Source organism: Halorubrum sp. SD41 (assembly GCF_058630335.1).
Window position 1 is genome coordinate 31,290 of the sequence record NZ_JBZVGZ010000019.1, and the last position, 25,811, is coordinate 57,100.

Sequence of the window (25,811 nt, forward strand, 5' to 3'; positions counted from 1 at the left end):
AATCTGAGGATTTATATGCTATTTTATATTAATTCAGTTCCGGGAACATGGTCAGCAGGTCATTGTGAACAGAACTACAAATTCATCGATATTTAACCTATTTTACCTGTGATTCAGCAATCCGAGTCAGGGGTTATTTCACGAGGAGAGCCATCAGATATACTGCTGAGAGACAATACACGAACAAGGCGATTTTACGGAAATATCTCTGAATTCGATCCGTATTTATGCTGGTCTCTCCGGTCGCAGACCGTAATCGGTTTTACCCCCCGCGGGAAACCGGCAGGCGGAATGACACTCACCATCGTCGGCTCCCAGCTCGGCGACGAGGGCAAGGGCGCCCTCGTCGACCGGTGGGGAGGGGACGCGGACGTCGTAGTCCGTTATCAGGGCGGCGACAACGCCGGCCACACCGTCGTCGAAGGCGGCGCGGAGTACAAGCTCTCGCTGGTTCCCAGCGGCGCGGTCCGGGGGACCGTCGGCATTCTCGGCAACGGCTGCGTCGTCAACCCGCGCACGCTGTTCACCGAGATAGACGACCTGCGCGAGCGCGGGCTCGACCCCGACGTGCGCGTCGCCCGCCGCGCGCACGTTATCATGCCGTACCACCGCGTGCTCGACGGAATCGAGGAGGAGGTGAAGGCCGACGACGACGCCGGCGACGAGGTCGGCACCACCGGCCGCGGGATCGGCCCGACCTACGAGGACAAGGCCGGCCGCCGCGGAATCCGGGTCGCCGACCTGCTCGACCCGGACGCGCTCCGCGAGAAGCTGGAGTACGCCGTGCCGCAGAAGCGCGCGCTCGTCGAGGACGTGTACGGGCTCGAACTCGACGATGACGACCGCGCCGAGGCGTTCGACGTCGACGCGCTCCACGAGGAGTTCGCCGCGATCGGCGAGCGCCTCGCCGACGAGGGCATGACCGTCAACTGCTCCGACTACCTCTACCGCCGTCACGAGGCCGGCGACGCGATCGTCTTCGAGGGCGCGCAGGGAACCCACATCGACGTCGACCACGGGAACTACCCGTTCGTTACCTCGTCGAACCCGACGGCCGGCGGCGCGGCCGTCGGCTCCGGGCTCGGCGTCACGAAAGTCGGCGACGGCGAGGTCGTCGGCATCGTGAAGGCGTACCTCTCGCGCGTCGGCGAAGGCCCGCTCCCGACGGAGCTCGACGGCGACGCCGCCGAGGAGGCGCTCGCCGACGAGATCCGCGAGAAGGGCGGCGAGTTCGGCACGGTCACCGGTCGTCCGCGCCGGATCGGCTGGCTCGACCTCCCGATGCTCCGGCACTCGGCGCGCGTCTCCGGGTTCACCGGCGTCGCGGTCAACCACGTCGACGTACTCGCCGGGCTCGACGAGCTGAGGGTGTGTACGGGCTACGAACTTGAGGGCGAAGAGATCGACACGGTCCCCACCACGACCGATCGGTGGGAGCGCTGCGAGCCGATATACGAGACGCTCGACACGTGGGAAGAGTTCGATTCCTCGACGGTCGCGGAGGCCGGCTACGACGCCTTACCCGAGGCGGCCCGCGAGTATCTGGAGTTCCTCGCCGACGAGATCGACACCCCGGTGTACGCCGTCGGCGTCGGCCCCGACCGCGAGGAGACCGTCGAGCTGACGAACCCGTTCGAGGAGTAGGCTCGCCACCGGACCTCGATCCCGTCGCGGCGTGCGGTCGATTGGAGCGAACGGACGACGCTTTTCACGATCGAACGCAATCAACCCGCCATGGCCGAGCCCTCCACCGGTCCGTCAGCCGACACGCCGCCCCCGGAACCGATCCTCCAACGCACGTTCGCGCACCTCGGGCGGCTGCTTCCGCTCGCGCTCGTCCCGCTGGCGACGGCGCTGTTCCGCGCCCGGGAACTGCTCGCGACGGGACGGACGAACGGGCTCTCGCTCCGCGCCTCGTTCCCGGTGTACCGGTACGACCTCTGGAGCTTCGTTGACGCGCCGAGCGGCGACGGCGTGACGGTGTCGCTCCCGTTTGGGGCCGTCGACCCGTTGCCGCTGCTCGCACCCCTGATCGGCGCGTACGTCGTCGTCTCCGGCGCGCTGAGCGCGGGGTACTTCGGGAGCATCGCGGCGGGGATCACGACCGGGCGCTTCGACTTCGTCACGGCCGTCCGCCGGTTTGGCGCTCGGATGATCCTCCTCGAAGCGCTCGTGGTCCTCGCACTCGCGGCCCTGTTCCTGCCGCTGCTCCTCTTCCCGCCGCTGTTCGTGGTCGCGGTCCTCGCGGCGCTCGTCGTCTCGTACCTGTACTTCCCGACCGTCTACGTCCTCGCCTTGGAGGACCGCGGGATCGAGTCCGCGGCGCGGCGGGCACGAGCGCTCGTGGACGAACACCGACCGCTCGGGTTCTTCCTCGCCGTCGCGGTCGTCACGGCGCTCTGTTCGGTCCCGGTGAGCCTCCTCGCGCACGCCGGCCCCGGCGGCGCGGTCGCGGCCGCGGTCGTCGCCGCGCCGCTCGGGCTGGCATTCAACGTCGCGACCGCGCTGAAGGTCGCCGAGATGGCCGACGTCGAGACCGCCGGGTGAAGCCGGCAGGCGTGGCCTCGCGGCCTACTGCGGGTCGACGTCGTTCAGCGCGGCCCGGTCCTCGTCCGTCAGCGACAGGTCCGCGGCCGCGAGGTTGGACTCGAGGTGGTCGACGCTCGACGTCCCCGGGATCGGCAGCGTCACGTCGGAGTGGTCGAGGAGCCACGCGAGCGAGACCTGCTGGGGGGTCGCGTCCCGCCGCTCGGCGACCTCGGCGAGAGCCTCGCCGGCCTCGCCGTCGTCGACCGCGTACATCGGGCCCCACGGGATGAACCCCACGCCCTTCTCCTCGCAGGCGGTCAGCACGTCCTCGTCGTCGCGGTGGCCGACGTTGTAGCGGTTCTGGACCGTCGCGATGTCGACTATCTCCATCGCGGTCTCCAGCTGCTCGACGGTGACGTTCGAGAGGCCGACGTGGGCGACCTGCCCGGCGTCTTTCATCTCCGCGAACGCGTGGACCGACTCCTCGAAGTCGGTGTCGGGGTCCGGGCGGTGGTACTGGTAGAGGTCGATCGTGTCGGTCCCCAGTCGGTCGAGGCTACACAGCACCTGATTTTTCAGGAAGTCCGGGTCGCCGTGGGGGAGCCAGTCGCCCTCGCGGTTGCGGAGCAGTCCGGCCTTCGAGGCGACGACGACGTCGTCGGGGTCGCCCAACGCCTCGCCGATGAGCCGCTCCGAGACGCCCGGCCCGTAGGAGTCGGCCGTGTCGACGAAGTCGACGCCGAGGTCGACCGCGCGCCGGAGCACGTCCTTCGCGTCCGCCTCGTCCTCGGGGCGGCCGATGATATCCTCGCCCGTGATCCGCATCGCGCCGAAGCCGAGTCGGTTGACGGTAAGCTCGCCGCCGATGTCGAACGTCTCGCTCCCGCCGGTGGTGTTCGAAGCCATGCGCGACGGATCTCGCGCCACGCGGAAAGCCGTGGGGATGCCGGAAGGAGAGGGGAGGAACAGCAGTGAGCGCTCAGGGAGGGAGGTGTCGATCGTACACGTTCCGGCGGTGACCGACGGCCTCGACGCGAATGAGGTCAGCGCCCCGGTCCCACGTGACGATGGCTCGGTAGTCTCCGGCGCGGAGCTTGTGGTACGGGTAGCCGGAGAGCGGTTCCAATCGGTGTTCGGTCCACTCCGTCGCCTCGTCGACCTTGTTCAGGATCCGATCGGCGGCCTGCGAATCGAGTGATTCGAGGTGAGAGAGCGCCTGTTCGGTGTACTCGACCTCAGTCATCCAGACCCAGTCGCTCTCGGGCCTCGTCGGCCGACACCGTCTCGTCGCGTTCCGCCTGCTCGCGGCTCTCCGCCAGATCCGACAGCGTCTCCTCGGAGAGCGTCACCGACGGGTCCACCCAGTCGCGCAGCGCGTCGCGGATCGCCTCGGACTTGCTCGCGTACCCCCGCCGTTCCCACTCCTCGTCGATCCGGTCCAGCAGGGACTTCGGAACCCGGACGTTGATCTTCTCCATCCGGTCGTCGCCCGCGTCTGTGTCGGTGCTCATATCGTGTGATACAGTGGTATCACTAAAAAGGGTTCGGGGCGCACGCACCTGACCCCCCGCCGCTCGCCCGTGTTGCGCCCGTCGCTACTCATAAACCGTCCCCGCGCGATCGTGAGGTATGGACGCCGAGCGCGAGGTACTCGACGTGTTGGCGCGGAACGCCCGCGAGGACATCGACGACATCGCGGCCCAGACGGGCCTCGACGCGGCGGCGGTCGCGGACGCGATCGACGCGCTGGAGGCGAAAAACGTCGTTCACGGCTACCAGGCCGTCGTCGACTGGGACCGCGTCGACGAGGGGAAGATCCGCGCGGTCGTCGAGATCAACGTCGAGCTCGACCGCGAAACGGGGTACGAGCAGGTGGCCGACCGGATCGCGAAGTTCCCCGCGGTCGACGCCTTACACCTCGTGTCCGGCGACTACGACTTCGCCGTCGAGGTGCTCGGCGAGAACATGCAGGACGTCTCCGAGTTCATCTCCGAGCAGGTCGCGCCCATGCCGGAGGTCACCCAGACGGTGACTCACTACATCATGGAGACGTACAAGGACGGGGGGATCCGGTTCGAGGACGGCGACGACGACGACCGCCTCTCCGTGTCGCCATGAGACTGTCGGACCGCGCGCGAACCCTCCCCGAGTCCGGGATCCGGAAGTTCTTCGAGCTCGCGGAGGCGCGCGACGACGTCATCTCGCTCGGCGTCGGGGAGCCGGACTTCTCGGCCCCGTGGACCGCCCGCACCGCCGCGATCGACTCGCTCGAACGCGGGAAGACCTCCTACACCGCGAACCGCGGGATGGCGGCGCTCCGCGAGCGGATCGCCGACCACCACGAGCGCTACGACCAGTCGTACGACCCGGAGTCGGAGGTGCTCGTCACCACCGGCGCGAGCGAGGCGGTCGACCTCGCGTTCCGGGCCTTGGTCGACCCCGGCGACACCGTCGCGGTCCACGAGCCGACGTACATCTCCTACGGGCCGGGGATCGAACTGGCGGGCGGCGAGCAGCTGACGGTCCCCACGCGCGCAGAGGACGACTTCGCGCTCACCCGCGAGGCGCTGGAGGCGGCGGGCGCCGGCGACGCCGACCTGCTCGTCCTCTGTTACCCGAACAACCCGACCGGCGCGACGATGACCGACGAGCAGCTGGCCGAGGTCGCCGCGTTCTGCCGCGACGAGGACCTCCGAGTGGTCGCCGACGAGATCTATTCCGCGCTCACCTACGAGACTGACCACAACTCGATCGCCACCCAGCCGGGAATGCGCGAGCGCACCGTCGTCGTCAACGGCTTCTCGAAGGCGTACGCGATGACCGGGCTCCGCCTGGGCTACGCGCTGGGCCCCGCGGAGGCGATCGACGCGATGAACCGGATCCACCAGTACACCATGCTGTCCGCGCCGACGACGCCGCAGTACGCGGCCATCGAGGCGCTGGACCGCTGCGACGACGAGGTGACGGAGATGGTCGAGGAGTACGACCGCCGCCGGCGGCTGGTCGTCTCCCGGTTCAACGAGATGGGCCTCGACACGTTCGAGCCGGGCGGCGCCTTCTACGCCTTCCCCGAGTGCGGCGGCGACGACGAGGCGTTCGCCGAGGCGCTGCTGGAGGCGGAGGGCGTCGCGGTCGTCCCCGGCTCCGTCTTCGGCGCGGGCGGCGAGGGCCACCTCCGCGTCTCGTACGCGACCTCGATGGGCGAACTGAAGGAGGCGACCGACCGGATCGCGTCGTTCGTGGAGGGTCGATGATCGGGACCGCCAAGCGGACGGTGACCGGGGTCGCCGAACGACGATGATCGACAGGATCTGGCACGGGTGGACGACGCCGGCGAACGCCGACGAGTACGAGCGGCTGCTCCGGGAGGAGATCCTTCCCGACTTCGCGGACGCCGACAACGAGGGGTACCGCGGCGCCCGAGTGCTCCGCCGCGACGCCGACGGCGACGAGGTCGAGTTCGTCACGATCCTGCGGTTCGACTCGCTGGAGTCAGTGAAGTCGTTCGCCGGCGAGGAGTACCGGGACGCGCACGTCCCGGACGCCGCTCGCGAGGTGCTGAAGCGGTACGACGACCGCGCGCGCCACTACGAGGTGCGCGAGGAGCGCGAGTACCCGGCGGACGGTTCCTAAACGAACAACTCCTCGCGAATTGTCGAGCGTTCGCTAACGATTATCACGCTCGTTCCTGATCGTCCGCGTATGGAGTTCCAGCTAACGGACGAACAGAAGCAGCTGCGCGAGGAGGTGCGGAAGTTCGCCGACGAGGAGATCCGGCCGGTGGCGACCGAGTACGACGTCGACGAGGCGTACCCCCACGAGGTGATGGAGAAGGCGGCCGACATGGGGCTGCTCGCGCCGCACGTCCCGGTCGAGTACGGCGGGATCGGCTACTCCTCGCTGGAGAACGCGATCCTCACCGAGGAGCTGTTCGCGGCCGACCCCGGGATCGGGCTCTGTATCTCCAGCGCCGGCTTCGGCGCGGAGGCGCTGATGGAGTTCGGGACGGAGGAGCAGAAGGAGCGCGTGCTTCCGGAGGTGACCGCGGGCGACGCGGTGATGGGCTCGGCCATCTCGGAGCCGCAGGCGGGCTCGGACGTGACCTCGGTCGCGACGCGCGCCGAGAAGGACGGCGACGAGTGGGTGATAAACGGCTCGAAGATGTGGATCACGAACGGCACCGTCGCCGACTACTTCGTCGTCGTCTGCGAGACGGACCCCGAGATCGACGACCGCTACTCCGGCTACTCGCAGATCCTCGTCGAGGCCGACCGCGACGGGCTCACCCGCGACAAGATCACCGGCAAGCTCGGGATCCGCGCGAGCGACACCGCGGAGCTGCGCTTCGACGACGTCCGGGTGCCCGAGGAGAACCTGATCGGCCAGCGCGGGATGGGCTTTCTCCAGCTCATGCAGTTCTTCGACGAGACGCGCACCGCGGTCGCGGCGCAGGGCGTCGGGATCGCCCGCGGCGCGGCCGAGCGGGCCCTGGAGTACGCCGAGGAGCGCGAGCAGTTCGACCGCCCGATCAGCGACTTCCAGGCGATCAAACACAAGCTCGCGGAGATACACACGAACACCGAGGCCGCCCGCTGGCTTACCTACCGCTCGGCGTGGGCGGTCGACAACGAGTCGGGCGACCTGACCGCGCTCGCGTCGATGGCCAAGGAGTTCGCCTCGCGGACCGCGGTGGAGGTCGCGGACGAGGCGGTCCAGGTCCACGGCGGCGCGGGCTTCGTCAACGACCACGACGTCGAGCGGCTCTACCGCGACGCGAAGATCACCCAGATCTACGAGGGGACCACGGAGATCCAGAAGAACATCGTGGCCCGCGAACTGCTCGACGAGGGGATGTAGGCCGGGCGCGGCTCGCCCGGGCGTCGTCCGCAACCGGCATTTAAAAATTCAGGGCGGGCGTACGTATCGTCATGAGCGAGGCCGAGGTGGACCCGGAAGAGCGGCTCAAGCGACAGCGCGACGACCTCCGGCTGTTGAACCAGGTGATGCGCCACGACATCCGCAACGACCTCCAGCTCGTCGGCGCGTACGCCGAGCTGCTCGACGACCACGTCGACGAGGAGGGGAGAGAGTACCTGGACGTGATCAAGCGCAACACCCAGAGCGCGGTCTCGCTCACCACGACGGTCCGCGACCTCGCGGAGGTGATGCTCCGCGAGGACACGGAGCCGAGCCGCGTCGCGCTCGACCGGGTCCTCTCGCAGCAGGTGGAGGAGGTCCGGTCGGGGTGCCCGGAGGCGGTCTTCACGGTCGAGGGCTCGTTCCCGGAGGTCGAGGTCGTCGGCGACGAGATGCTGAGCTCCGTGTTCCGGAACCTCCTCCGGAACGCGGTCCAGCACAACGACGAGACTCCGCCGAAGGTGACGGTGTCCGCGAGCGTCGAGGAGGCGGAGGGCGTCGCGGAGATCCGCGTCGCCGACAACGGACCGGGGATCCCCGAGGACCAGCGCGACGAGATATTCGGTAAGGGCGAGAAGGGGCTCGACAGCCCGGGAGCGGGGATCGGCCTCTACCTGGTCCGGTCGCTCGTCGAGATATACGGCGGCGACGTGTGGGTCGAGGACAACGAACCGAAGGGTGCGATCTTCGTCGTCCAACTGCCGCTCTGCGAGGGGTGACACTCAGCGGACGCGACGGCGTTCGATAGCGAACGTTGGTGGATCATATCGGCGGCAGCGGCGTGATATTTAATTTCCCGCCAACAGCGGCGACGATTACTTATAAAGAACGACGCGGTGGCGCGTGCCTGCGAGCGGTCGCCCCGGCGACCGCGAGACAGCACGCGCGAGGGACGCCGCGAACGCCCGGAGGGCGTGAGCGGCGAGGCTGGGGAGGTGTGAGGTGCTGTGCTGTGCGTTCCCGCGAGCAGGGAGGGACCGAAGGTCCCTCTGGCAGCCGGCGCAAAGCGCCGGCGACGAAGCGAGCGGGAGCACGGAAGTCGCAGCCCGCGCAGCGAACGGAGTGAGCGAGCAGGACCGTCTTCCGGAGGGGCGGGACTCAAAGGGGCAGCCGTGAGGCGGGCGCACGCTCGCTGTCGCCCGAAAATCGAAGATTTTCGGGATGACGAGAGAGCTTCGCTCTCTCGAACCACGCTCCTCAGTCGCTCGCGGTGCTCGCTCCTTGCGGTGCTTGCGTCGCCTGCGCCCGCCTCACGGCTGGGGCTTTGGAGGTGTTCGACACCGATCTGTGATTAGTCATTTATGGGCGAGCGGCTGGGGCTTTGAAGTTGTTTACCGCAGAACCACTGACAACTACTTATAAGCGAACGGCTGGAGATTCGGAAACCTTCATTGCGTCGTCGATCGCTTATATATCGCTGACAACAGTGCCCGAGATCGATTTATAAACGTCTTCTCCCAACGTGTCTGGCGAACTAAGTTATTCGTCGTCGTACTCCATCGCGACCGAGTTGATACAGAAGCGCTTGCCCGTCGGCTCGGGGCCGTCGTCGAACACGTGACCGAGGTGGGAGTCGCAGTTCGCGCAGCGGACCTCGGTGCGGCGCATCCCGTGGCTGGTGTCGACCTGCGTCGTCACCGACTCCTCCTCGGCGGCGTAGAAGGCGGGCCAGCCGCAGCCGGACTCGTACTTCGTCTCGGCCTCGAAGAGGACCGTCCCGCAGGCCCGACAGCGGTACTCCCCGTCGTCGGGGTGGTGGTCGACGTACTCGCCCGAGAACTTCGCCTCCGTGCCGCTCTCGCGCAGCACGCGGTACTCCTCCTCGGAGAGCCGCTCGCGCCACTCCTCGTCGGTCAGCTCGCTCGGGTCGCGCTCGTCGGTCTCGCTCATACCGCTCGTACGCGCCCCACGGGCAAGGGGGTTGCGGCGGACACAAGCCGTATTCGGGTGGGAGCCGAACCGCGCCCATGGCGCGCGAAGTCACGCACGAGGAGCGGGGGCCGGCGATACTCGACGACGACGACAAGGGCGACGACGGACTGATCTACGTCTGTCAGTGCGGCCTGTCGGACACGAAGCCGCTCTGTGACGGGTCGCACAACGCGACGACCGACGAGGAAGACGGCGTCGTTTATAAATACCCGAACGACGACGCCGACGAGGAACGGCGCGAGGTCGACGAGATCGGATACGCCGACGAGTAGCGAGGGGCGCCGTCCGCGCCCGGGGCGGCGGTCGCGCCTACAGCACGCCCATCTCGTTCAGCCGCTCGGGGAGGTAGGTGTCCGTGACGAAGTCGAGGCCGCGGCTCGCGAGCGACTGCTGCTCGGACTTCTTGCCGATGTCGAGCTGGAGCTCGATCTGCTCTTCCCAGTAGTCGGTCTGGAAGCGCGGGTCCTCCAGCTCGGATTCGAGGGCGTTGACGTCCGAGTCCGAGAGCGGGTCCGAGGGGAGGTCGTACTCGACGATGTCCTCCGGCTGGATCCCGATGAACCGCGCCTCCGGCGTCGCGAGGTACTTCGAGAGGTGCGCGGACTTGATCGAGCCGTACGCCACGGAGCCGTAGATGCGGTACGACCACGGGTCGCCGTCGGTGAACACCACCACGGGGAGGTCGAGCTCGTCGCGGAAGCGCTTCGTCAGGCGCCGGGTGGCGCGGGCGGGCTGGCCGCCGAGGTGGACGACGAGGGCGTCGTGTGCCTCGTCGAACCCGTTCTCGACGAGCCGGTCGCGCATGCCGCCGGTCTCGACGCAGAGGACGAACTCCGCGTCGTTGTCGAGGAACTCGATGGTGTCGGGGTTGTTGGGGATCTGGTAGCCGCCCTGTCCGACGTCGAGCTGGCAGTGGATCTCGCGGTCGCCGCGGTTGGTCTGCTCGCGGATCTCCAGCGGGCCCATCACCTTCGCGCCCGACTCCTCCGGGCGCATGTGGAAGTCCTCGCGGGTGACGCCCGTGACGATCTCCAAGTCCTCGACGAGGTCGTTCGACTCGTCTTGGCTCTTGAACTGCGCCTCGTCGTTGTCCCACGACTCCGAGAGGTAGTACAGCTCACGCAGCGTCGACGAGCGGTCGTCGTCGAGCTGGTTCGCGAGGAACTCGATGGTGTACGCGGCCTTCAACAGCTTGCGCGCGCCCCGCACCGAGTTGGCGCTGCGCGTCGAGGTGCGGTCGCCGTAGGTCCAGACGCCGCTCTCCTCGTCGTACTCGATGTTGCTCTTCGTCCGCGTGGGAAGCGTCATCTCCGGAATAGACCCCGCAGCGAACTGGTCGTAGAAGTCCGCCGCCAGGTCGATCAGCTCGTCTCGTGCGTCGCTTTCGGTCGTCATTTAGGCGTTCACCGTGAGTTTCTCCGTCTCCACGCCGCCGACGCTGACCTCGAACTCGGGGTCCCCGTCGACCGCGTACGTCAGTTCCCGCTCGTCGCCCGAGGGCACCTCGGGCTTCCACTGGACGAACCACTCGCCGTCCATGTCCACCACCGTCCCGTCGGAGAGGTCCGTCGGCTCCGTCGAGACGATGTCGGTGATCTCCAGCTCCTCGTTCACGTCCGAGTGGTTCTCGACGACGAGCGTCACCGTCTCGCCGTTCACCTCGCGCTCGACGCTCACGTTGTTCATGATCCGCGCCAGCGCGCCGTCGATGTCGGGGCGCGGCCGGCCCGTGACCTCGCTCACCTTGTCGGCCATCTCCGGGAGGATCTTGCCGAGCACGTCCTGCTTCTCGCGGCGCTGCTGCATCGAGCGCCGCTTGTTGAGGTACGACTTCAGCTCGCGGGCGGCCTCCCGCACCGCGAGCTCGATCTCGTCTTCGATCTCCGGGACGTTCGCGAGCGCGTCCTTCGACTCGCTCGTGAACGGGACGTTCGTGGAGGCGACGTGGATACTTATGACGGCCGGCCCGTTCGGCATCCCCGAGCCGCCGGGCTGGTCGAGCCCGTAGTTGCGCCACCCGATGTTCTTGATCACGTCCGTCGTCGCGCAGGCCCCGCGCTGGTAGACGAGCGGAACGCGGTTCGCGAACCGGAGCAGTTCGACCGACCCCTCCGCCGGGATCGACCCGCCGTAGGCGATCCCGGCCTCGACGATGAACGGGTCGCCGCCGTGGACGTCGGCGTCGCGGGTCGCGGCCGCGTAGAAGTCGGCGTCGTACTCCTTCCGGAGCCCGGCCTCGACCAGCTCCGCCGTGATCGGCGCGAGGCAGTCGGTCGGCGGCGAGAGGATGTCCGTCGTCCGCATCGCGTCGAGCAGGTCGGCGGCGGCGTCGCGGTCGCCGCCGATCGCCTTCACCTTCGGCGGGTCGTCCGGGACCGTCCGCGCCCGCGACCAGAACGCCTCGACGACGTTCTCGCGGGCGGTCTCGCCGAACGTCGCGTCGCGCTGCTCGGCGACGAACGAGGCCGCGTCCGCGACGAGGCGTTCGAGGTCGTCGCGGGTGATCCGGAACGCGTCGCCGTCGAGGTTCTCGAACCGCCGCGAGAGCGCCTCGGCCATCGCCTGAACGGCGGCGTCGTCCTTCCGCGTCGACGTCGCCTCGTCCACGAGGGCGTACACGTCGGGGACGAGCGGCGACTCGTCCGCGTCGCCGTCGGCTTCGCCGGAGTCGGCGGCCCCCTCCTCGCTCTCGTCCTCGTCGCCGCCGAGCCCCGTCACCGCCCGCCACGCGGCGTCGACCGCGTTCTCGCGGACGGTTCCGCCGAACGTCTTCCCGGTGTCGCCCTCGACCGTCTCCGCGACGTTGTCGACGATCTCCGCGAGTTCGGACCGGGCGATCCGTTCGTTGTTCGAAACCGTCTCGGCGACGCCCTCGGCGAAGGCGGTCGTCGCCTCCGCGCCCTTGTTCGCGACGGCCTCGCTCACCGCGCTCGCGACGTCGCGGTCGTCGTGGGCGCGCGGCGGCGACCAGGCGAGCTCGCGGCCGTAGTAGACGTCGCGGAAGTTGTCGATCACGCTGTCGGCGGTCTTCTTGCCGACCCGCGTGAACTCCTCCTGGAGGAACCCGGAGACGGAGTACGACTCGGTCGCCTCCAGCATCTTGATCAGCGCGCCGAGTTCGACCCCGTGGGGGTGCGGGCGGATCTCCTCCGTCTCCGCCGGCAGCTCGTCGGTCGCGCGCTCGAACTTCAGCGGCTCGTCGAGGCCCGGCTCGCGCAGTTCCAGCCGCGCGTGGGGGTTGACGACCGCGGTGTGTTTCACGTAGTCGTGGAGCTGCTGGCGCGCGCGCATGTTCGCCTCCATCTCCAGCTCGATCCGGGTGCCGTGCGGGCGGTCCCACGTCGTCTCCTCGTCGGCCTGAATCTCCGGCTCGTTCGTGTCCGTGTCGATGATGAGCTCGAAGTACTGCGCCCGCGACTGCCCCTTCGGCCGCGAGGTGATCTTCGCGGGCTGGCCGGAGGTCAGCTGCGAGTACAGGACGGCCGCCGAGATCCCGATCCCCTGTTGACCGCGATTTTGTTCACGCTTATGAAATCTTGAACCATACAAGAGTTTGCCGAAAACTTTCGGGAGCTGTTCCTTCGTGATGCCCGGCCCGTTGTCTTCGATGACGACCCGGTAGTAGTCGCCCACCTCCTCTATCTCGATGTAGATGTCGGGGAGGACGCCGGCCTCCTCGGTCGCGTCGAGGGCGTTGTCGACCGCCTCCTTGACGGCGGTGACGAGCCCGCGGGCGCCCGAGTCGAACCCGAGCATGTGTTTGTTCTTCTCGAAGAACTCGGCGATGGAGATCTCGCGCTGGCCCTCGGCCAGCTCCTCCGCGATCCCCTCCTCGTCGCCGATCGTCGACTGGAAGGACGTCATTCGGTACCCGTTCCTACCTCCGAGGCACCTAAAAACGCACCGGCGGCGAGGTGAAAGTGGATCCCGGCGTCAGACGCCGTCTCGTCGCCCCGATCGAGAACCTCTCGCACGAACGGGAAACGTCCGATCCGGCCGACAGGTTTCTCCCCGTGACACCCCTTCGGTACCCCATGGCAGACTGGACGACCGACGAGATGCCGCGACTGGACGGGAAGACGGTCGTCGTCACGGGGGCGAACAGCGGGCTGGGCTACGCGGGCACCCGCGCGTTCGCCGCCCGGGGCGCGATCGTCGTGATGGCGTGCCGGAGCGTCGAGCGCGGTGAGACGGCGGCCAGCGAGATCCGCACCGACGCGGGCGGCCAGGTCGACGGCGAACTCGACGTCCGCGAGTGCGACCTCGCCTCGCTCGACTCGGTCGAGGCGTTCGCCGAGGGCTTGAACGACGACTACGACGCGGTCGACATTCTCTGTAACAACGCCGGCGTGATGGCGATCCCGCGGAGCGAGACCGAGGACGGCTTCGAAACGCAGTTCGGCGTCAACCACCTCGGCCACTTCGCGCTCACCGGGCGGCTCTTCTCCCTTTTAAAAGACGCCGACGGCATCGGTGGCGACGCGCGCGTCGTCACCCAGTCGTCGGGCGCCCACGAGCAGGGCGAGATGGACTTCGCCGACCTCAACTGGGAGGCGTCGTACGGCAAGTGGAAGGCGTACGGGCGCAGTAAGCTCGCGAACCTGCTGTTCGCCTACGAGCTCCAGCGGCGCCTCGACGCGGCGCGCGGCGAGACGGACGAGACAGACGACCCGGGGATCCGCAGCGTCGCCTGCCACCCCGGCTACACCGACACGAACCTCCAGATGCGGACCGCGGCCGAGAGCGGCAACCCCCTGATGAAGGTCGCGATGACGGCCGCGAACGCGGTGCTGGGACAATCCCCCGAGATCGGGGTCGAGCCGATGCTGTTCGCCGCGACGACCGACGTCGACGGCGGCGCCTACGTCGAGCCCGGCGGCCTCATGAACATGCGCGGGCACCCGACCGTCGGCCGGTCGAACGACGCCTCCTACGACCGCGAGGACGCCCGGCGGCTCTGGGAGTACTCGACCGAGGCGACCGCCGTCGAGTACCCGCTGTGAGCGGCGCGACGCCTTCGGATCTCGCGTGCGGTCCCACTCCGGAGCCTACAGGAAGGGCGCGTCGGACGAGCACGTGGTCTGCGAGAAGGTGACGCCGCCGTCCGGGTTGAATCGGACGAGGACGCCGATATCGTACGGATCGTCGTCGGAACAGTCCGGTCGGTAGTGGTAGTGATGTGAACTCCGGGCGCTCCGGTCTTCGATCTCGATCCGGTACGGCCGGTCCGAGACGACGTCCTCGGCCGTCCAAGGGTCGTCCGAGTCCCCGGGTGGAATCTCGACGCTGTTGCGGTAGACGAGCGCCTCGCTCCGCTCGGCGACGTCCGGCCGGAAGAACCGCACGCCGAGGTAGACGGCGGTGTCGCGCACGTTACTCACGGTGAGGTCCAGCATCGGCCGCGGAGCCGGGACCGCCGAACACCCCGCGAGGCCGGCGAGAGCGCCCGCCGCCCCGGCTCGGAGGAATCGTCTGCGGGAGGCCATGTCACGCGCATCTCGCCGGACCGACTTGAATATCCGGCTTCCGGCTCCGCCTCGCTCGGAGCGCACTCTCCTGCGTCCGACCGCTCCGAGGTCCACCCGTTCCGAGAGCTGATCGGTCCTCGGCTCCGGTCTCTCGAAGGTGTCAGTGGAGCGTCCCCTCTCGGACGTGCGCGTCGTGCGCGAACAGCGCGTATCCCACGTCGACCGCGCGGTGCTCGGTCTCGTCGGCGATCTGGCGGATCGGCTCGATCATCGTTACGTAGTCTGCGGCGTCGAACGACTCCTTGCGACCGTCGAGGTAGCCGAGCCGCTCCAAGGACGCCCAGACCCGCGTGTCGACGACGGCGTGGCGGTCGCCGTCGAGCGCGGCCAGCACGCACGACGCGGTCGGCGCCTTGAAGCCGGCGAGGCCGGTGAGCAGGTGGACCGTCGAGAAGTCGCCGTCGACGGCGCGGGCGTTGCGGGTCACCTCCCGGCACCGGGACTCGGGGTTCTTTTCGACGTGATAGGCGCTCCGCGTCGACGACTCGTAGGCGATCTCGTACAGCTGATCGCGGGTCAGGTGCCCCTGCGACCGGTACGCCTCGCCGAACTCCTCCAGCCGCTCCGGGAGGACGCCCTGCGTCTCGGCGTAGCGGTCGAGGTTCTCGGCGACGAACGCGTCGAGGTCGCGGGCGTTCGCGTCGGGACCGTCGGCGTCGGGATCGTCTGCCTCCATGCGCGCCGCTTCCGGCTCTGCGACCAAAACGGCGGCGCTGTCGCTCGCGGTGATAATATACGCGGAACGCGTTTCGAGAGCTGTCCGAGTTCGCCGGTAGCGGATACTGCCGAACGAGCTACAGCCGAGTGAGGTTCGTCGCGCGCGGACCCTTGTCCGCCTCCTCGATCTCGAACTCTACCTCCTGTCCCTCCTCGAGGTCCGGGCCGCCGACGTCTTCCATGTGGAAGAACACGTCCTCGTCAGCGTCGTCAGTCTCGATGAATCCGTAGCCGCCAGTGTCGTTGAAGAAGTCAACCTTGCCTGTCGCCATCGCATCCTAACTGTCTCCCGACGAGGTGATAAGTGTTGTGTGCCGCGCTGAATCGCCGCCGCCCGCGCTCTCTCGGGCGTATTCGCCGCTTAGAAGGGAATTTCCGCGCTGGATCGATCGCGTTCGATCGACGAGGTCGCCCTCGCTTACGCGCGGACCGTGACCTCGTCGCCGACGCGGAGCGTCTCGCCGCGGTCGCGCTCGGGTATCCGCGCGATGGTCATCAAGGTGTAGTAGTGGTCGAACGCGTCCTCGTCGGCCCACTCGGGGAACGTCGCCTCGCGCCGCCGAACGAACCGCTCGCGGAACTCCGGCGTCGGCTCGCCGGTGTCGGGGTCGCGCTCCGGGACGACGCACCGACCGCAGGGCGTCACGCCCTCGACGCGGACGCCGTCGATCTCGAACGCCGGCGCCCCGTCGCCGACGAACCGGTCCTCCCAGAACGCCGGGACGCCCGACACCTCGACGTTCGCGCGGAGGCGGCGGCGCGCCCCCTCGACGGTCATTCCATCGAACCACGAGGCGACCGCCTCCAGCGTCGCCGTGCTGACGACGGAGGGGCCCATCTCCCGGCGGTCGACGAACCCGAGCGACTCGTCGCGCCGGAGCCGGAGCTCCGCGTCGAAGAAGTCGCCGAACCACTCGGCGGCGCGGGCGGGCTCCCCGTCGAGGTCGAACCGCCGGACGGTCCCGTCGGGCGTCTCGACCCGGAGCGCGCCCGACTCGGTGTCGAAGTCGGTCGAGAGGTCGTGGACCCGGTCGGTCCGCTTCCCGTTGACGACGTCGCCGTCGGCGTCGAACAGCGCGAACTCGCGGTCGCGTTTCAGCGTCCCGCCGTCGAGGACCCGGGCGGCCTCGACGTCGACCCCGTCTAACCCCTTCACCGGAAACACCGTGAGTCGCTCCAAACGGGCCATGTCGTGGGTACGAGGCGCCGCTTCCAATAGTCTTTCTTCGGCGCGTTCCGGTGACTTGGGCCGGTGACTCGGACCGGGGACGGAGACGGGGCGTTCCGACCGATTTCGCTCTCGTCGGTTCCCTGTCGGAGGTCTTCGGGCCGCTACCGCTTTCGATCCGAAGATATCGGCGGTCGATAGCTTTGGTTTCGAAGGGGAAAACGCACTAAGGGAGTAGCCCCTAGTACTACACAAGATGAGCACCAGAACCACCCACCTCGACATCACGGGGATGAGCTGCGCCAACTGTTCGGCGACCGTCGGCGACGCCGTGGAGTCGATAGACGGCGTCACGCGAGCCGACGCGAACTACGCCACGGACGAGGCGACCGTCGAGTACGACCCGGAGGAGACGTCGCTCGCGGCGGTCTACGACGCGATCGAGGAGTCGGGCTACGGGGCGGTCTCCGAGACGGCGACCGTGGCGATCACCGACATGACGTGCGCGAACTGCGCGGACGCGAACCGCGACGCCTTAGAGTCCGTGCCCGGCGTCGTCGAGGCCGACGTGAACTACGCGACCGACGAGGCACAGGTGCGGTACAACCCCGCCGAGACCTCGCTGTCGGCGCTGTACGACGCCGTCGAGGACGCCGGCTACTCGCCGGTGCGCGAGGGCGAGGGCGGCGGCGAGGAGGCGGACGGCGAGGGCGACGGCTCGGGCGAGAGCGCGCGCGACGCGGCTCGGAACGCCGAGATCCGAAAGCAGCGCCGCCTGACGCTGTTCGGCGCCGCGCTGTCCGCGCCGCTGCTCTTCTTCCTCGTCGACAACCTCCTCCTCGGGGGTGCGGTCGTGCCGGACCGGCTCTTCGGCGTCGGGATCCACTGGGTCGCGTTCGCGCTCGCGACGCCGGTCCAGGTCGTCCTCGGTCGCCCGTTCTACGTGAACTCCTACAAGGCGCTCGTCACGAACGGGCGCGCCAACATGGACGTGCTGATCGCGCTGGGGTCGACGACGGCGTACGTCTACTCCGTCGCGGTCCTCCTCAACCTGGTCGCCGGGAGCGTCTACTTCGACACGGCGGCGCTCATCCTCGTGTTCATCACGCTCGGCAACTACCTCGAGGCCCGCTCGAAGGGGCAGGCCGGGGAGGCGCTCCGGAAGCTCCTGGAGATGGAGGCCGACACCGCGACCCTCGTCGACGAGGACGGGACCGAGCGCGAGGTCCCGATCGACGAGGTCGAGGTCGGCGACCGGATGAAGGTCCGCCCCGGCGAGCAGGTCCCGACCGACGGGGTCGTCGTCGAGGGGCAGTCCGCGGTCGACGAGTCGATGGTGACCGGCGAGTCCGTCCCGGTGGAGAAGTCGGAGGGCGACGAGGTCGTCGGCTCCACCATCAACGAGAACGGGCTCCTCGTCGTCGAGGCGACGAAGGTCGGCGCGGACACCGCGCTCCAGCAGATCGTCCAGACGGTGAAGGAGGCGCAGTCCCGACAGCCCGACATCCAGAACCTCGCGGACCGCATCTCCGCGTACTTCGTGCCCGCGGTCATCGCGAACGCGCTGTTCTGGGGCGTCGTCTGGTTCGCCTTCCCCGAGACGCTCGCCGCGTTCGTCGACCGACTTCCGCTGTGGGGACAGGTCGCGGGCGGCCCCGCGGTGGTCGGCGGGACCGTCTCGGTGTTCGAGTTCGCGATCGTCGTCTTCGCCTCCTCGGTCCTGATCGCGTGTCCCTGCGCGCTCGGCCTCGCGACGCCGGCCGCGACGATGGTCGGCACCACCATCGGCGCGCAACACGGCGTCCTGTTCAAGGGCGGCGACGTCCTCGAACGCGCGAAGGACGTCGACACCGCGGTGTTCGACAAGACGGGGACGCTCACGAGAGGCGAGATGGAACTCACTGACGTCGTCGCGGTCGGCAACGAGCGCGTCCCCGACGGCGGCGCTGTCGCCGAGGGCGGCGACGCGCAGGCGACGGACGACGACGCGACGGCCGCCGACGACGCGGACGGGGCCGCCGGGACCGGCGCGCGGGCCGACGAGGACGAGGTCCTCCGGCTCGCCGCGAGCGCGGAGCGCGGCAGCGAACACCCCCTCGCTCAGGCGATCGTCGACGGCGCCGAGTCGCGCGGACTCGACCTCGCCGACCCGGAGGACTTCGAGAACGTCCCCGGACACGGGGTGAGGGCGACCGTCGACGGCGACGAGGTGCTGGTCGGCAACCGGAAGCTGCTGCGCGACGCGGGGATCGACCCTGCGCCCGCCGCCGAGACGATGGAACGCTTAGAGAGCGAGGGGAAGACGGCGATGCTCGTCGCCCGGATTCGAGACGGCGCGGACGACGGGGAGCTCATGGGCGTCGTCGCCGACGCGGACACGGTGAAATCGAGCGCCGAAGAGGCGGTGAGTCAGCTCCGCGACCGCGGCATCGACGTGATGATGATCACGGGCGACAACGAGCGCACCGCCCGCGCGGTCGCCGAGCGGGTCGGCATCGACCCCGACAACGTCCGCGCCGGCGTCCTCCCGGAGGACAAGTCCGACGCGGTCGAGGAGATCCAGTCCGACGGTCGCCGGGCGATGATGGTCGGCGACGGCGTCAACGACGCGCCGGCGCTCGCGGTCGCGTACGTCGGCACCGCCATCGGGAGCGGGACCGACGTGGCCATCGAGGCCGCCGACGTGACGCTGATGCGCGACGACCCGCTCGACGTCGTGAAGGCGATCCGCGTCTCGGACGCGACGCTCCAGAAGATCAAACAGAACCTCGTGTGGGCGCTCGGCTACAACACGGCGATGATCCCGCTGGCGTCGCTCGGGCTGCTCCAGCCCGTCCTCGCGGCCGGGGCGATGGCGTTCTCCTCGGTGTCGGTGCTGACGAACAGCCTCCTGTTCCGCCGGTACGACCCCGACGGCGACTACAGGCTCCTCGGGTTCCTGCGGCGTTGAGCGCGGCCCAATCTCCCTTCTCCGCCAGCGGTCCCGAAGCCCCAAGACGACGCGGCGCGTACGCCGGCACATGTCGACCCTCCTCGTCGTCGGCGGCAGCGGCTTCATCGGACGCGACGTGTGCCGGTTCGCGGTCCGCGACGACCACGAGGTCCGCAGCGTCTCGCGGAGCGGCCGCCCCGATGTCGACGAGGCGTGGGCGGACGCCGTCTCGTGGACGAGCGCCGACCTCTTCCGCCCGAACGCGTGGCGCGACCGCCTCGACGGCGTCGACGCCGTGGTCCACTCGGTCGGGACGCTCGCCGAGGCGCCGAGGGAGGGAGTCACCTTCGAGCGCGTCAACGGGGACGCCGCCCTCCTCACGGCGCTGGAGGCGGAGCGCGCCGGCGTCGACGCGTTCGCCTTCCTCTCGGCGGCGGCGAAGCCGCCCGGCGTTCGAAACGCCTACCTGACGGCGAAGCGCCGCGCCGAGGCGTCCATCGCCGACCTCGATCTCGACGTTGTCACCCTCCGGCCCGGTCCCGTCTACGGCCCGGGACAGCCGCACCTCCCCGGCGTCGTCGACCGCGTCCTCCGGTTCGTCGCGAGCGCGCCGCCGCTCGCGTCGCGGCTCGGGGAGGCGCGACCGCTCTCCGTCGACACCGTCGCGCGGGCGACGTATCGCGCCGCGCTGGACCCGGACGAGCGACTGCTCGACGTCTCCGATATCCGCGACCTCGCCGGGTGAACGGCGGAGCGATACCTGATTAAAAAAAGCCGTCAGCGCGCGCTGCGCTCCTTGGCCATCTCCAGCGAGATGAAGAAGCCGAAGTACGCCGGGATCCCCGCGAGCATGAACATGTACAGCACCCACTGCGGGGCCGTCGAGAAGGCGACGTTGTACAGCGCCGACGCGAGCCCCACCCACACGAGCGCGAACAGCAGGTCCTGGAGCATCCCGGTGCCGTTCTCGCTGAGTACGTGCCGGGCGCGGTCGGCGACGCTCGGGTCGGTCGGCTGGTCGTCCGGCGTCTCCGTGGCGTCCGAGTCGGGCATGAACTGAGTGTGGAAGAGGGGATACGTCGGTGTTGCGGAATCGCGCGGGGTCGACCGCGCGAGGAAACGGTTCGCGGACCGGGCGGTTCGCTCCCGGTGCGGCGACCTCAGTCCTCGTCGAGGTAGTCGACGACGAGAACGGGCACGTGCGTCGAGCGCAGGGTGCGCTCCGTGACGCTGCCCAGCAGCGCGCGGCGGACGCCCGCGCGGCCGTGACTCCCCATCACGATGAGGTCGATGTCGTGGTTCTCGGCGTAGTCGCCGATCACCTTGTGCGGTCGACCGCCGGAGACGTGCTCGACGATATCGACGCCGCGTTCGGCTCCGCGGTCGGCGACCACGCCGGTCGCCTCGTCGGCCTGCTCTTTCAGCTCACCCATCTCGTCGAACCGGCCCTGCTTGAGCCGGTCGACCTGCTCGGTGCCGAGGCTGAAGTTCACGGAGTCGATGTCGACCACGTACAGCGCGTGGACCTCGGCGTCGTACTTCTCCGCGAGGTCGAGCGCGTGGTCGACGGCGGCCTCCGCGACGTCACTGCCGTCCGTGGGAACGAGTATTCGGTCGTACATTATCGCTCCTCCGTGTTTTCGTCTTCCTCAACTGCGCGGTCGCACTCGGCGGCCGCGTCGTCCATTGCGCGGCCGCCGTCGGTCGCGACGTCCTCGCCGCCGTCGGCGACGACGTCCTCGGCGGTCTCCTGTTGGCCCATCGGTTCGGGGCTGTGACACTGCCGGACGATCCGCTTCGTCTCGAGCGACGGCTCGTCGGTGGCCATCGAGACGGCGATGGTGACGACGAACACGATCGGGAGCGTGATGAGCGCCGAGCCGATGGCGGGCATCCACTGCGCCAGCCCCGCCGACAGCGGCGCTTCGAGCGAACCGATGTACGTCGGCACGATCTGGTTGATCATCGGGAGCGACCAGAGCGTGAGTCCGGTGGTCATGCCGGCGAGCGCGCCCTGCCGATTGGCGTTCTCCCACCACATGCCGAGGAAGAACATCGGGAACAGGACGGAGCCGGCGAGCGAGAACGCGTATCCCACGAGCGCCGCGATCGAGGATGCGGGGTTGAGCGCCGCCAGCGTGGTCAGCGCGCCCAGCGCAACGATCGAGAGGCGGCCGACGAGGATCTGCTGGCGCTGCGTCGCGTCCTCGTTGATGATGTTCGTGTAGATGTCGTGGCTGATCGCCGACGAACCGGCGATGAACAGCCCGGCGACCGTCGCGATGGCCGCGGCGATACCGCCCGCCGCGACGATGCCGACGAACCAGGGCGGCAGCCCCGAAAGCTGCGTCGCCAGCACGACGATGACCTCGCTGGCCGCGCTCGTCATGCCGGGGTCACCGTACGTCGCACCGACGTTCTGCGAGTAGAGGTCGGTCCCGAACGCCGCGAACGCGGGAGCGCTCCAGTAAAGGATGCAGATGAAGAACAGCCCCCAGACCGTCGACCAGCGGGCCGTCCGCTCGCTCTCGACCGTGTAGAACCGGACGAGCACGTGCGGGAGCCCGCAGGTCCCGACGATCAGCGAGAACGTCGTCGCGACCCACAGGTAGTAGCTCGACGAGGCGAACGGCTCGGAGAACTCGCTGCCGAGCTGGCTGATCAGCGCGCCGTACTCCAGCTGCGGCAGCACCGTGGAGTAGCCGTTCGTCCAGCCGACGACGAACAGGCCGACCACGAACGCGAGGATGAGGATGACGTACTGGACCGCCTGGTTCTTCGTGGCGCCCAGCATCCCGGACAGCGTCAGGTAGCCGACGGTGACGACCATCATGGCGACGACCATCACTTGGTACCCGTCGAGGCCGGGGATGAGACCCCCGTAGTTACCGAAGATGTACAGGCCGACCAAGGCCATCCCCTTCGCCTGTCCGATGGCGTAGACGAAGCCGATGAGGAACGTCGTCACCGCAGCGATGGCGCGCGCGGTGTCGGAGTTGAATCGGTCGCCGACGAAGTCCGGCGCCGTGTACTTCCCGAACCGGCGCAGCTGCGCGGCGAGGAAGATGAGCAGGATGAAGTACCCCGTTGTCCAGCCGACGACGTACACCAGCCCGTAGAACCCCGCGAGCGCGATCGACGCCGCCATGCCGAGGTACGAGGCGGCGGACATCCAGTTCGCCCCGATCGCCATCCCGTTCTCGACGTTCCCGATGGACCGACCGGCGACCCACATGTCCTCGGTGTCGGCGACACGGAAGACGAATCCGATCGTGAGGAACAGCCCCAACATCCCGATCACGAGGACTGCGGGCCCCACCTTGAACGAGATGTTGAGCGCCTCCGGCAGGAGGTCGCTCTGTAGGAGGAGCGAACTCGCCGTCATTCGTCGGCACCTCCGTCGGTCGCCGCGACGTCACCGTGCTCGATACCGTACTTCTCGTCGAGCGCGTCCCGCTTGCGCGAGTACCAGAACGCTAAGATCAGCGCGCTGGTCGGCGCGCCGAACGCGACGAGGAAGTAGTGAAGCGGGAACTGTAAGATTGGCATCGGCTGCGTCATCGGACCGGGGGCGATCCGCGTCAGGGTCACCGGCCCCCACACCGCGAGGACCCAGACGGCGAACCCCGACCACACGATGCGCAGGTGATCGCGCATGTACGGCGTGCTCGGATTCAGGATGTTCACCTCCGCTCCGAGGTAGTCGGTGTTGTTGTGCGTCTGTGCGGCTCCCGAGGAGGCGACGCCGCCGTCGGTGACCGCGTCGTCAGTTGCGCGGCCACCATCGGTGACCGCGTCGTCAGTTGCGCGGCCACCATCGGTGACCGCGTTATCTGTTGCGCGGCCACCGTCGGCGACCGCATCGTCTCGTTCGCGTGAGGTATTATCTGTCATGTTTTGTCGTGTGTTGTGAGTTCGTTTGTGTGGTTTTTTCGTGATGGTTGTCGTCGTGTAGTCTGTCGTGGTCGTGAGTGGAACAGTTGAAAACGGGTCGCCGAGCGCTACTCGGCGTTTGCCTTCTGCTGGATCTCTTCGACGATTTCCGGGTTCCGAAGCGTGCTCGTGTTCCCGAGCTCCTCGCCGTCAGCGATGTTCTCGAGCAGGCGGCGCATGATCTTCCCGGACCGGGTCTTCGGCAGGTCGGGCGTGAACACGACCTGTTCGGGCCGGGCGATCGGGCCGATGGCGTCCTCGACGCCCGCGACGATCGCCTCGCGGAGTTCGTCGTTGCCCTCGTAGCCGTCCTCGGTGGTGACGTAGGCGTACACCGCCTCGCCTTTGATGTCGTGGTTCCCGCCGACCACCGCGGCCTCGGCGACGCCCTCGACGCCGACGATCGCCGACTCGATCTCCATCGTCCCCAGTCGGTGGCCGGAGACGTTGAGCACGTCGTCCACGCGGCCGAGGACGGTGATGTAGCCGTCGTCGTCGATCTTCGCGCCGTCCTCCGGGAAGTACACCCAGTCGTCAGGGTCGTCGCTGTCGGTGTCGGAGTACTCCGCCCAGTACTCCTCGATGTAGCGCTCGTCGTTGTTGTACAGCGTCCGGAGCATGCCGGGCCACGGCTTCTGTACCGTGAGGTAGCCGGCCTTTCCGGGCTCTACCTCGTCGCCGAGCGTGTCGAGGATCTGGACGTCGAGCCCGGGCAGCGGCGGCCCCGCGGCGCCGGGCTTCATGTCCTTGACGCCGGGCAGCGTCGTCACCATCATCCCGCCGGTCTCGGTCTGCCACCACGTGTCGACGACGGGGCACTCCTCGTCGCCGATGTGCTGGTAGTACCACTTCCACGCGCGCGGGTTGATCGGCTCGCCGACCGTGCCGAGCAGCCGCAGCGAGGAGAGGTCGTGGCGGTCCGGGAACTTCGAGCCCCACTTCATGAACGCCCGAATCGCGGTCGGGGCGGTGTACAGCTGGGTCGCCTCGTGCTCCTCGACGATCTCCCAGAGGCGGTCGCGCTCCGGGTGATCCGGCGTCCCCTCGTACATCATCGTCGTCGTACCGAGCGAAAGCGGCCCGTAGACGATGTACGAGTGCCCCGTGATCCAGCCGATGTCGGCCGAACAGAAGTAGGTGTCATCCGGCTTGATGTCGAGCACCGACTGCGAGGTCCACGACACCCACGAGAGGTAGCCGCCGGTCGTGTGTTTCACGCCCTTCGGCTTCCCGGTCGTCCCCGAGGTGTACATCAGGAACAGCATGTCCTCGGCGTCGCGCGTGACCGGCTCGACCTCGGCGCCCTCGTGTTCCGCGACGAGGTCGCCGTAGTCGATCTGGTCGTCGCCGAGGTCGTGGCCGAAGTCGTCGCCGTTCGGCCCGAGCCGGTCGACGACCACCGTGGTCGTCTCGTGGTCGACGCCCGAGAGCCCCTCGTTCGCCTTGTCGAGGTGGTCGAGCGGGTCGCCGCGGCGGTAGTAGCCGTCGCAGGTGACGAGGTACTCGGAGTCCGCGGAGTTCATCCGCGTCGCCAGCGCGTCGGCCGAGAACCCGGCGAACACGACGCTGTGGGGCGCGCCGATGCGCGCACAGGCCAACATCGCGATCGGCAGCTCCGGGATCATCGGCATGTACATCGTGACGACATCGTCCTCCTCGACGCCCTGCTCCCGAAGGGCGGCCGCGAACTCGTTCACCTCGCGGTGGAGTTCCTCGTACGTGTACGTGCGGTCGTCCTCGTCGACGGGCTCGCCGACCCACTCGATGGCGGCCTCGTCGCCGCGCTCGTCGAGGTGTCGGTCGAGGCAGTTCGCCGACGCGTTCAGCTCGCCGCCCGTGAACCACTCGTAGAAGGGGGGGTTGCTGTCGTCGAGCACTTGGTCGTAGTCGGTTTCCCACTCCAGCAGGTCGGCGGCCGTCTCCCAGCACTCGGGCCAGTTCTCGTCGAACTCCTCGTATATCTCTGGGTCGGAGACGTTCGCCTGCTCGACGAACGACTCCGACGGCTCGAATACCTCCTGTTCCGCTAATCTCGCTTCCAGTTGGCCGTCTCCCTCTGTCATGGTACGGTCGTATCCAACCAATATCGGCATATAAACGCTGACGCTAAATACAAAAAATCGTGATAGACTCCGGCCGGACGGGGCGGGAGTCG

General features: G+C 68.4%; 26 protein-coding genes. 11 read left to right on the forward strand and 15 right to left on the reverse strand.

The genetic code is table 11. The features are described 5' to 3' along the window. Positions 1–291: 291 nt before the first annotated feature. Both AC4NMM_RS10445 and AC4NMM_RS10450 read left to right on the forward strand, forming a co-directional pair. Entirely contained in the window at positions 292–1,644 is a 1,353-nt protein-coding gene (locus AC4NMM_RS10445) for an adenylosuccinate synthase (protein WP_096393098.1), read from the forward strand. A gap of 90 nt (positions 1,645–1,734) precedes the next feature. After that, positions 1,735–2,547 carry a hypothetical protein gene (locus AC4NMM_RS10450; protein ID WP_491924213.1) on the forward strand — a complete coding sequence of 271 codons (813 nt, stop codon included), beginning with the start codon at positions 1,735–1,737 and terminating at the stop codon, positions 2,545–2,547. A 24-nt stretch (positions 2,548–2,571) separates the two neighbouring features. Here AC4NMM_RS10450 and AC4NMM_RS10455 read toward each other — a convergent pair whose 3' ends face one another. From AC4NMM_RS10455 to AC4NMM_RS10465, 3 genes are all read right to left on the reverse strand, one after another. Then, on the reverse strand, positions 2,572–3,435 hold the full coding sequence (locus AC4NMM_RS10455) for an aldo/keto reductase (RefSeq protein ID WP_096393096.1): 864 nt from the start codon (positions 3,433–3,435) through the stop codon (positions 2,572–2,574). A gap of 73 nt (positions 3,436–3,508) precedes the next feature. Then, the gene (locus AC4NMM_RS10460) at positions 3,509–3,772 is read right to left on the reverse strand and encodes a type II toxin-antitoxin system RelE family toxin (RefSeq protein ID WP_491924214.1); all 264 of its coding nucleotides are present in this window, start codon (positions 3,770–3,772) and stop codon (positions 3,509–3,511) included. Beyond that, positions 3,765–4,040: a ribbon-helix-helix domain-containing protein gene (locus tag AC4NMM_RS10465; protein WP_096393094.1), complete on the reverse strand. Its 276-nt coding sequence runs from the start codon at positions 4,038–4,040 to the stop codon at positions 3,765–3,767. The genes AC4NMM_RS10460 and AC4NMM_RS10465 overlap by 8 nt, the downstream gene beginning before the upstream one ends. Positions 4,041–4,158: 118 nt before the next feature. Here AC4NMM_RS10465 and AC4NMM_RS10470 point away from each other — a divergent pair, with 118 nt between their 5' ends. From AC4NMM_RS10470 to AC4NMM_RS10490, 5 genes are all read left to right on the forward strand, one after another. Beyond that, the gene (locus AC4NMM_RS10470) at positions 4,159–4,647 is read left to right on the forward strand and encodes an Lrp/AsnC family transcriptional regulator (RefSeq protein WP_096393093.1); all 489 of its coding nucleotides are present in this window, start codon (positions 4,159–4,161) and stop codon (positions 4,645–4,647) included. Beyond that, positions 4,644–5,783, forward strand: a complete 1,140-nt coding sequence (locus tag AC4NMM_RS10475; protein ID WP_491924215.1) for a pyridoxal phosphate-dependent aminotransferase — start codon at positions 4,644–4,646, stop codon at positions 5,781–5,783. The genes AC4NMM_RS10470 and AC4NMM_RS10475 overlap by 4 nt, the downstream gene beginning before the upstream one ends. Positions 5,784–5,826: 43 nt before the next feature. Beyond that, a complete protein-coding gene (locus AC4NMM_RS10480; protein WP_096393091.1) occupies positions 5,827–6,162 on the forward strand; it encodes a putative antibiotic biosynthesis monooxygenase in 336 nt (111 codons plus the stop codon). 69 nt (positions 6,163–6,231) lie between these two features. Beyond that, positions 6,232–7,386, forward strand: a complete 1,155-nt coding sequence (locus tag AC4NMM_RS10485; protein WP_491924216.1) for an acyl-CoA dehydrogenase family protein — start codon at positions 6,232–6,234, stop codon at positions 7,384–7,386. Positions 7,387–7,457: 71 nt separating this feature from the next. Further along, positions 7,458–8,165 (forward strand): sensor histidine kinase, encoded by a 708-nt coding sequence (locus AC4NMM_RS10490; protein WP_491924217.1) that lies wholly within the window; start codon positions 7,458–7,460, stop codon positions 8,163–8,165. 760 nt (positions 8,166–8,925) lie between these two features. On the opposite strand, the gene msrB is transcribed toward AC4NMM_RS10490, so the two are convergent. Then, positions 8,926–9,336, reverse strand: a complete 411-nt coding sequence (msrB, locus tag AC4NMM_RS10495; protein WP_491924218.1) for a peptide-methionine (R)-S-oxide reductase MsrB — start codon at positions 9,334–9,336, stop codon at positions 8,926–8,928. A 77-nt stretch (positions 9,337–9,413) separates the two neighbouring features. On the opposite strand from msrB, the gene AC4NMM_RS10500 reads away from it, so the two are divergent. Continuing rightward, the gene (locus AC4NMM_RS10500; RefSeq protein WP_096393087.1) at positions 9,414–9,650 is read left to right on the forward strand and encodes a CDGSH iron-sulfur domain-containing protein; all 237 of its coding nucleotides are present in this window, start codon (positions 9,414–9,416) and stop codon (positions 9,648–9,650) included. A gap of 37 nt (positions 9,651–9,687) precedes the next feature. Here the strand turns inward: AC4NMM_RS10500 and AC4NMM_RS10505 are convergent, their stop codons facing one another. Both AC4NMM_RS10505 and AC4NMM_RS10510 read right to left on the reverse strand, forming a co-directional pair. After that, entirely contained in the window at positions 9,688–10,773 is a 1,086-nt protein-coding gene (locus AC4NMM_RS10505; protein ID WP_096393086.1) for a DNA topoisomerase IV subunit A, read from the reverse strand. Continuing rightward, a complete protein-coding gene (locus AC4NMM_RS10510) occupies positions 10,774–13,242 on the reverse strand; it encodes a DNA topoisomerase VI subunit B (protein ID WP_096393085.1) in 2,469 nt (822 codons plus the stop codon). Positions 13,243–13,412: 170 nt separating this feature from the next. On the opposite strand from AC4NMM_RS10510, the gene AC4NMM_RS10515 reads away from it, so the two are divergent. Then, positions 13,413–14,381, forward strand: coding sequence for an oxidoreductase (locus AC4NMM_RS10515; RefSeq protein WP_096393084.1), 969 nt, complete (start codon positions 13,413–13,415; stop codon positions 14,379–14,381). 45 nt (positions 14,382–14,426) lie between these two features. Here AC4NMM_RS10515 and AC4NMM_RS10520 read toward each other — a convergent pair whose 3' ends face one another. The 4 genes from AC4NMM_RS10520 to AC4NMM_RS10535 form a co-directional block, all read right to left on the reverse strand. Then, complete coding sequence (locus AC4NMM_RS10520) at positions 14,427–14,864, reverse strand: hypothetical protein (protein ID WP_231899198.1); 438 nt, start codon at positions 14,862–14,864, stop codon at positions 14,427–14,429. 142 nt (positions 14,865–15,006) lie between these two features. Continuing rightward, positions 15,007–15,582, reverse strand: a complete 576-nt coding sequence (locus AC4NMM_RS10525) for a hypothetical protein (protein WP_096393083.1) — start codon at positions 15,580–15,582, stop codon at positions 15,007–15,009. A 118-nt stretch (positions 15,583–15,700) separates the two neighbouring features. Beyond that, the gene (locus AC4NMM_RS10530) at positions 15,701–15,895 is read right to left on the reverse strand and encodes a cold-shock protein (protein ID WP_004045866.1); all 195 of its coding nucleotides are present in this window, start codon (positions 15,893–15,895) and stop codon (positions 15,701–15,703) included. 146 nt (positions 15,896–16,041) lie between these two features. After that, positions 16,042–16,812 (reverse strand): MOSC domain-containing protein, encoded by a 771-nt coding sequence (locus AC4NMM_RS10535; RefSeq protein WP_096393082.1) that lies wholly within the window; start codon positions 16,810–16,812, stop codon positions 16,042–16,044. 235 nt (positions 16,813–17,047) lie between these two features. On the opposite strand from AC4NMM_RS10535, the gene AC4NMM_RS10540 reads away from it, so the two are divergent. Next, on the forward strand, positions 17,048–19,741 hold the full coding sequence (locus tag AC4NMM_RS10540; RefSeq protein ID WP_096393081.1) for a heavy metal translocating P-type ATPase: 2,694 nt from the start codon (positions 17,048–17,050) through the stop codon (positions 19,739–19,741). A gap of 70 nt (positions 19,742–19,811) precedes the next feature. After that, complete coding sequence (locus AC4NMM_RS10545) at positions 19,812–20,468, forward strand: NAD-dependent epimerase/dehydratase family protein (RefSeq protein ID WP_096393080.1); 657 nt, start codon at positions 19,812–19,814, stop codon at positions 20,466–20,468. A gap of 32 nt (positions 20,469–20,500) precedes the next feature. Here the strand turns inward: AC4NMM_RS10545 and AC4NMM_RS10550 are convergent, their stop codons facing one another. The 5 genes from AC4NMM_RS10550 to acs form a co-directional block, all read right to left on the reverse strand. Further along, positions 20,501–20,776 carry a DUF8119 family protein gene (locus tag AC4NMM_RS10550; RefSeq protein ID WP_096393079.1) on the reverse strand — a complete coding sequence of 92 codons (276 nt, stop codon included), beginning with the start codon at positions 20,774–20,776 and terminating at the stop codon, positions 20,501–20,503. 107 nt (positions 20,777–20,883) lie between these two features. After that, a complete protein-coding gene (locus AC4NMM_RS10555; RefSeq protein WP_096393078.1) occupies positions 20,884–21,345 on the reverse strand; it encodes a universal stress protein in 462 nt (153 codons plus the stop codon). Beyond that, positions 21,345–23,108, reverse strand: coding sequence for a VC_2705 family sodium/solute symporter (locus tag AC4NMM_RS10560; protein WP_096393077.1), 1,764 nt, complete (start codon positions 23,106–23,108; stop codon positions 21,345–21,347). The genes AC4NMM_RS10555 and AC4NMM_RS10560 overlap by 1 nt, the downstream gene beginning before the upstream one ends. Continuing rightward, on the reverse strand, positions 23,105–23,617 hold the full coding sequence (locus AC4NMM_RS10565; protein ID WP_491924219.1) for a DUF4212 domain-containing protein: 513 nt from the start codon (positions 23,615–23,617) through the stop codon (positions 23,105–23,107). Before AC4NMM_RS10565 ends, AC4NMM_RS10560 begins: the two co-directional genes overlap by 4 nt. Before the next feature lie 107 nt (positions 23,618–23,724). Continuing rightward, positions 23,725–25,719, reverse strand: coding sequence for an acetate--CoA ligase (gene acs / locus AC4NMM_RS10570; protein WP_096393075.1), 1,995 nt, complete (start codon positions 25,717–25,719; stop codon positions 23,725–23,727). Positions 25,720–25,811 lie beyond the last annotated feature (92 nt).

Excerpts from the sequence above, each read along its gene's own strand:
- AC4NMM_RS10520 (WP_231899198.1), bottom strand. The coding sequence starts at position 14,864 with ATGGCCTCCCGCAGACGATTCCTCCGAGCCGGGGCGGCGGGCGCTCTC.
- AC4NMM_RS10525 (WP_096393083.1), bottom strand. The coding sequence starts at position 15,582 with ATGGAGGCAGACGATCCCGACGCCGACGGTCCCGACGCGAACGCCCGC.
- AC4NMM_RS10540 (WP_096393081.1), top strand. The coding sequence starts at position 17,048 with ATGAGCACCAGAACCACCCACCTCGACATCACGGGGATGAGCTGCGCC.
- AC4NMM_RS10455 (WP_096393096.1), bottom strand. The coding sequence starts at position 3,435 with ATGGCTTCGAACACCACCGGCGGGAGCGAGACGTTCGACATCGGCGGC.
- AC4NMM_RS10560 (WP_096393077.1), bottom strand. The coding sequence starts at position 23,108 with ATGACGGCGAGTTCGCTCCTCCTACAGAGCGACCTCCTGCCGGAGGCG.
- AC4NMM_RS10505 (WP_096393086.1), bottom strand. The coding sequence starts at position 10,773 with ATGACGACCGAAAGCGACGCACGAGACGAGCTGATCGACCTGGCGGCG.
- AC4NMM_RS10460 (WP_491924214.1), bottom strand. The coding sequence starts at position 3,772 with ATGACTGAGGTCGAGTACACCGAACAGGCGCTCTCTCACCTCGAATCA.
- AC4NMM_RS10530 (WP_004045866.1), bottom strand. The coding sequence starts at position 15,895 with ATGGCGACAGGCAAGGTTGACTTCTTCAACGACACTGGCGGCTACGGA.
- AC4NMM_RS10480 (WP_096393091.1), top strand. The coding sequence starts at position 5,827 with ATGATCGACAGGATCTGGCACGGGTGGACGACGCCGGCGAACGCCGAC.
- AC4NMM_RS10485 (WP_491924216.1), top strand. The coding sequence starts at position 6,232 with ATGGAGTTCCAGCTAACGGACGAACAGAAGCAGCTGCGCGAGGAGGTG.
- AC4NMM_RS10550 (WP_096393079.1), bottom strand. The coding sequence starts at position 20,776 with ATGCCCGACTCGGACGCCACGGAGACGCCGGACGACCAGCCGACCGAC.
- AC4NMM_RS10470 (WP_096393093.1), top strand. The coding sequence starts at position 4,159 with ATGGACGCCGAGCGCGAGGTACTCGACGTGTTGGCGCGGAACGCCCGC.
- AC4NMM_RS10445 (WP_096393098.1), top strand. The coding sequence starts at position 292 with ATGACACTCACCATCGTCGGCTCCCAGCTCGGCGACGAGGGCAAGGGC.
- AC4NMM_RS10535 (WP_096393082.1), bottom strand. The coding sequence starts at position 16,812 with ATGGCCCGTTTGGAGCGACTCACGGTGTTTCCGGTGAAGGGGTTAGAC.
- AC4NMM_RS10475 (WP_491924215.1), top strand. The coding sequence starts at position 4,644 with ATGAGACTGTCGGACCGCGCGCGAACCCTCCCCGAGTCCGGGATCCGG.
- AC4NMM_RS10515 (WP_096393084.1), top strand. The coding sequence starts at position 13,413 with ATGGCAGACTGGACGACCGACGAGATGCCGCGACTGGACGGGAAGACG.
- AC4NMM_RS10490 (WP_491924217.1), top strand. The coding sequence starts at position 7,458 with ATGAGCGAGGCCGAGGTGGACCCGGAAGAGCGGCTCAAGCGACAGCGC.
- AC4NMM_RS10545 (WP_096393080.1), top strand. The coding sequence starts at position 19,812 with ATGTCGACCCTCCTCGTCGTCGGCGGCAGCGGCTTCATCGGACGCGAC.
- AC4NMM_RS10510 (WP_096393085.1), bottom strand. The coding sequence starts at position 13,242 with ATGACGTCCTTCCAGTCGACGATCGGCGACGAGGAGGGGATCGCGGAG.
- AC4NMM_RS10555 (WP_096393078.1), bottom strand. The coding sequence starts at position 21,345 with ATGTACGACCGAATACTCGTTCCCACGGACGGCAGTGACGTCGCGGAG.
- AC4NMM_RS10500 (WP_096393087.1), top strand. The coding sequence starts at position 9,414 with ATGGCGCGCGAAGTCACGCACGAGGAGCGGGGGCCGGCGATACTCGAC.
- acs (WP_096393075.1), bottom strand. The coding sequence starts at position 25,719 with ATGACAGAGGGAGACGGCCAACTGGAAGCGAGATTAGCGGAACAGGAG.
- AC4NMM_RS10450 (WP_491924213.1), top strand. The coding sequence starts at position 1,735 with ATGGCCGAGCCCTCCACCGGTCCGTCAGCCGACACGCCGCCCCCGGAA.
- AC4NMM_RS10465 (WP_096393094.1), bottom strand. The coding sequence starts at position 4,040 with ATGAGCACCGACACAGACGCGGGCGACGACCGGATGGAGAAGATCAAC.
- msrB (WP_491924218.1), bottom strand. The coding sequence starts at position 9,336 with ATGAGCGAGACCGACGAGCGCGACCCGAGCGAGCTGACCGACGAGGAG.
- AC4NMM_RS10565 (WP_491924219.1), bottom strand. The coding sequence starts at position 23,617 with ATGACAGATAATACCTCACGCGAACGAGACGATGCGGTCGCCGACGGT.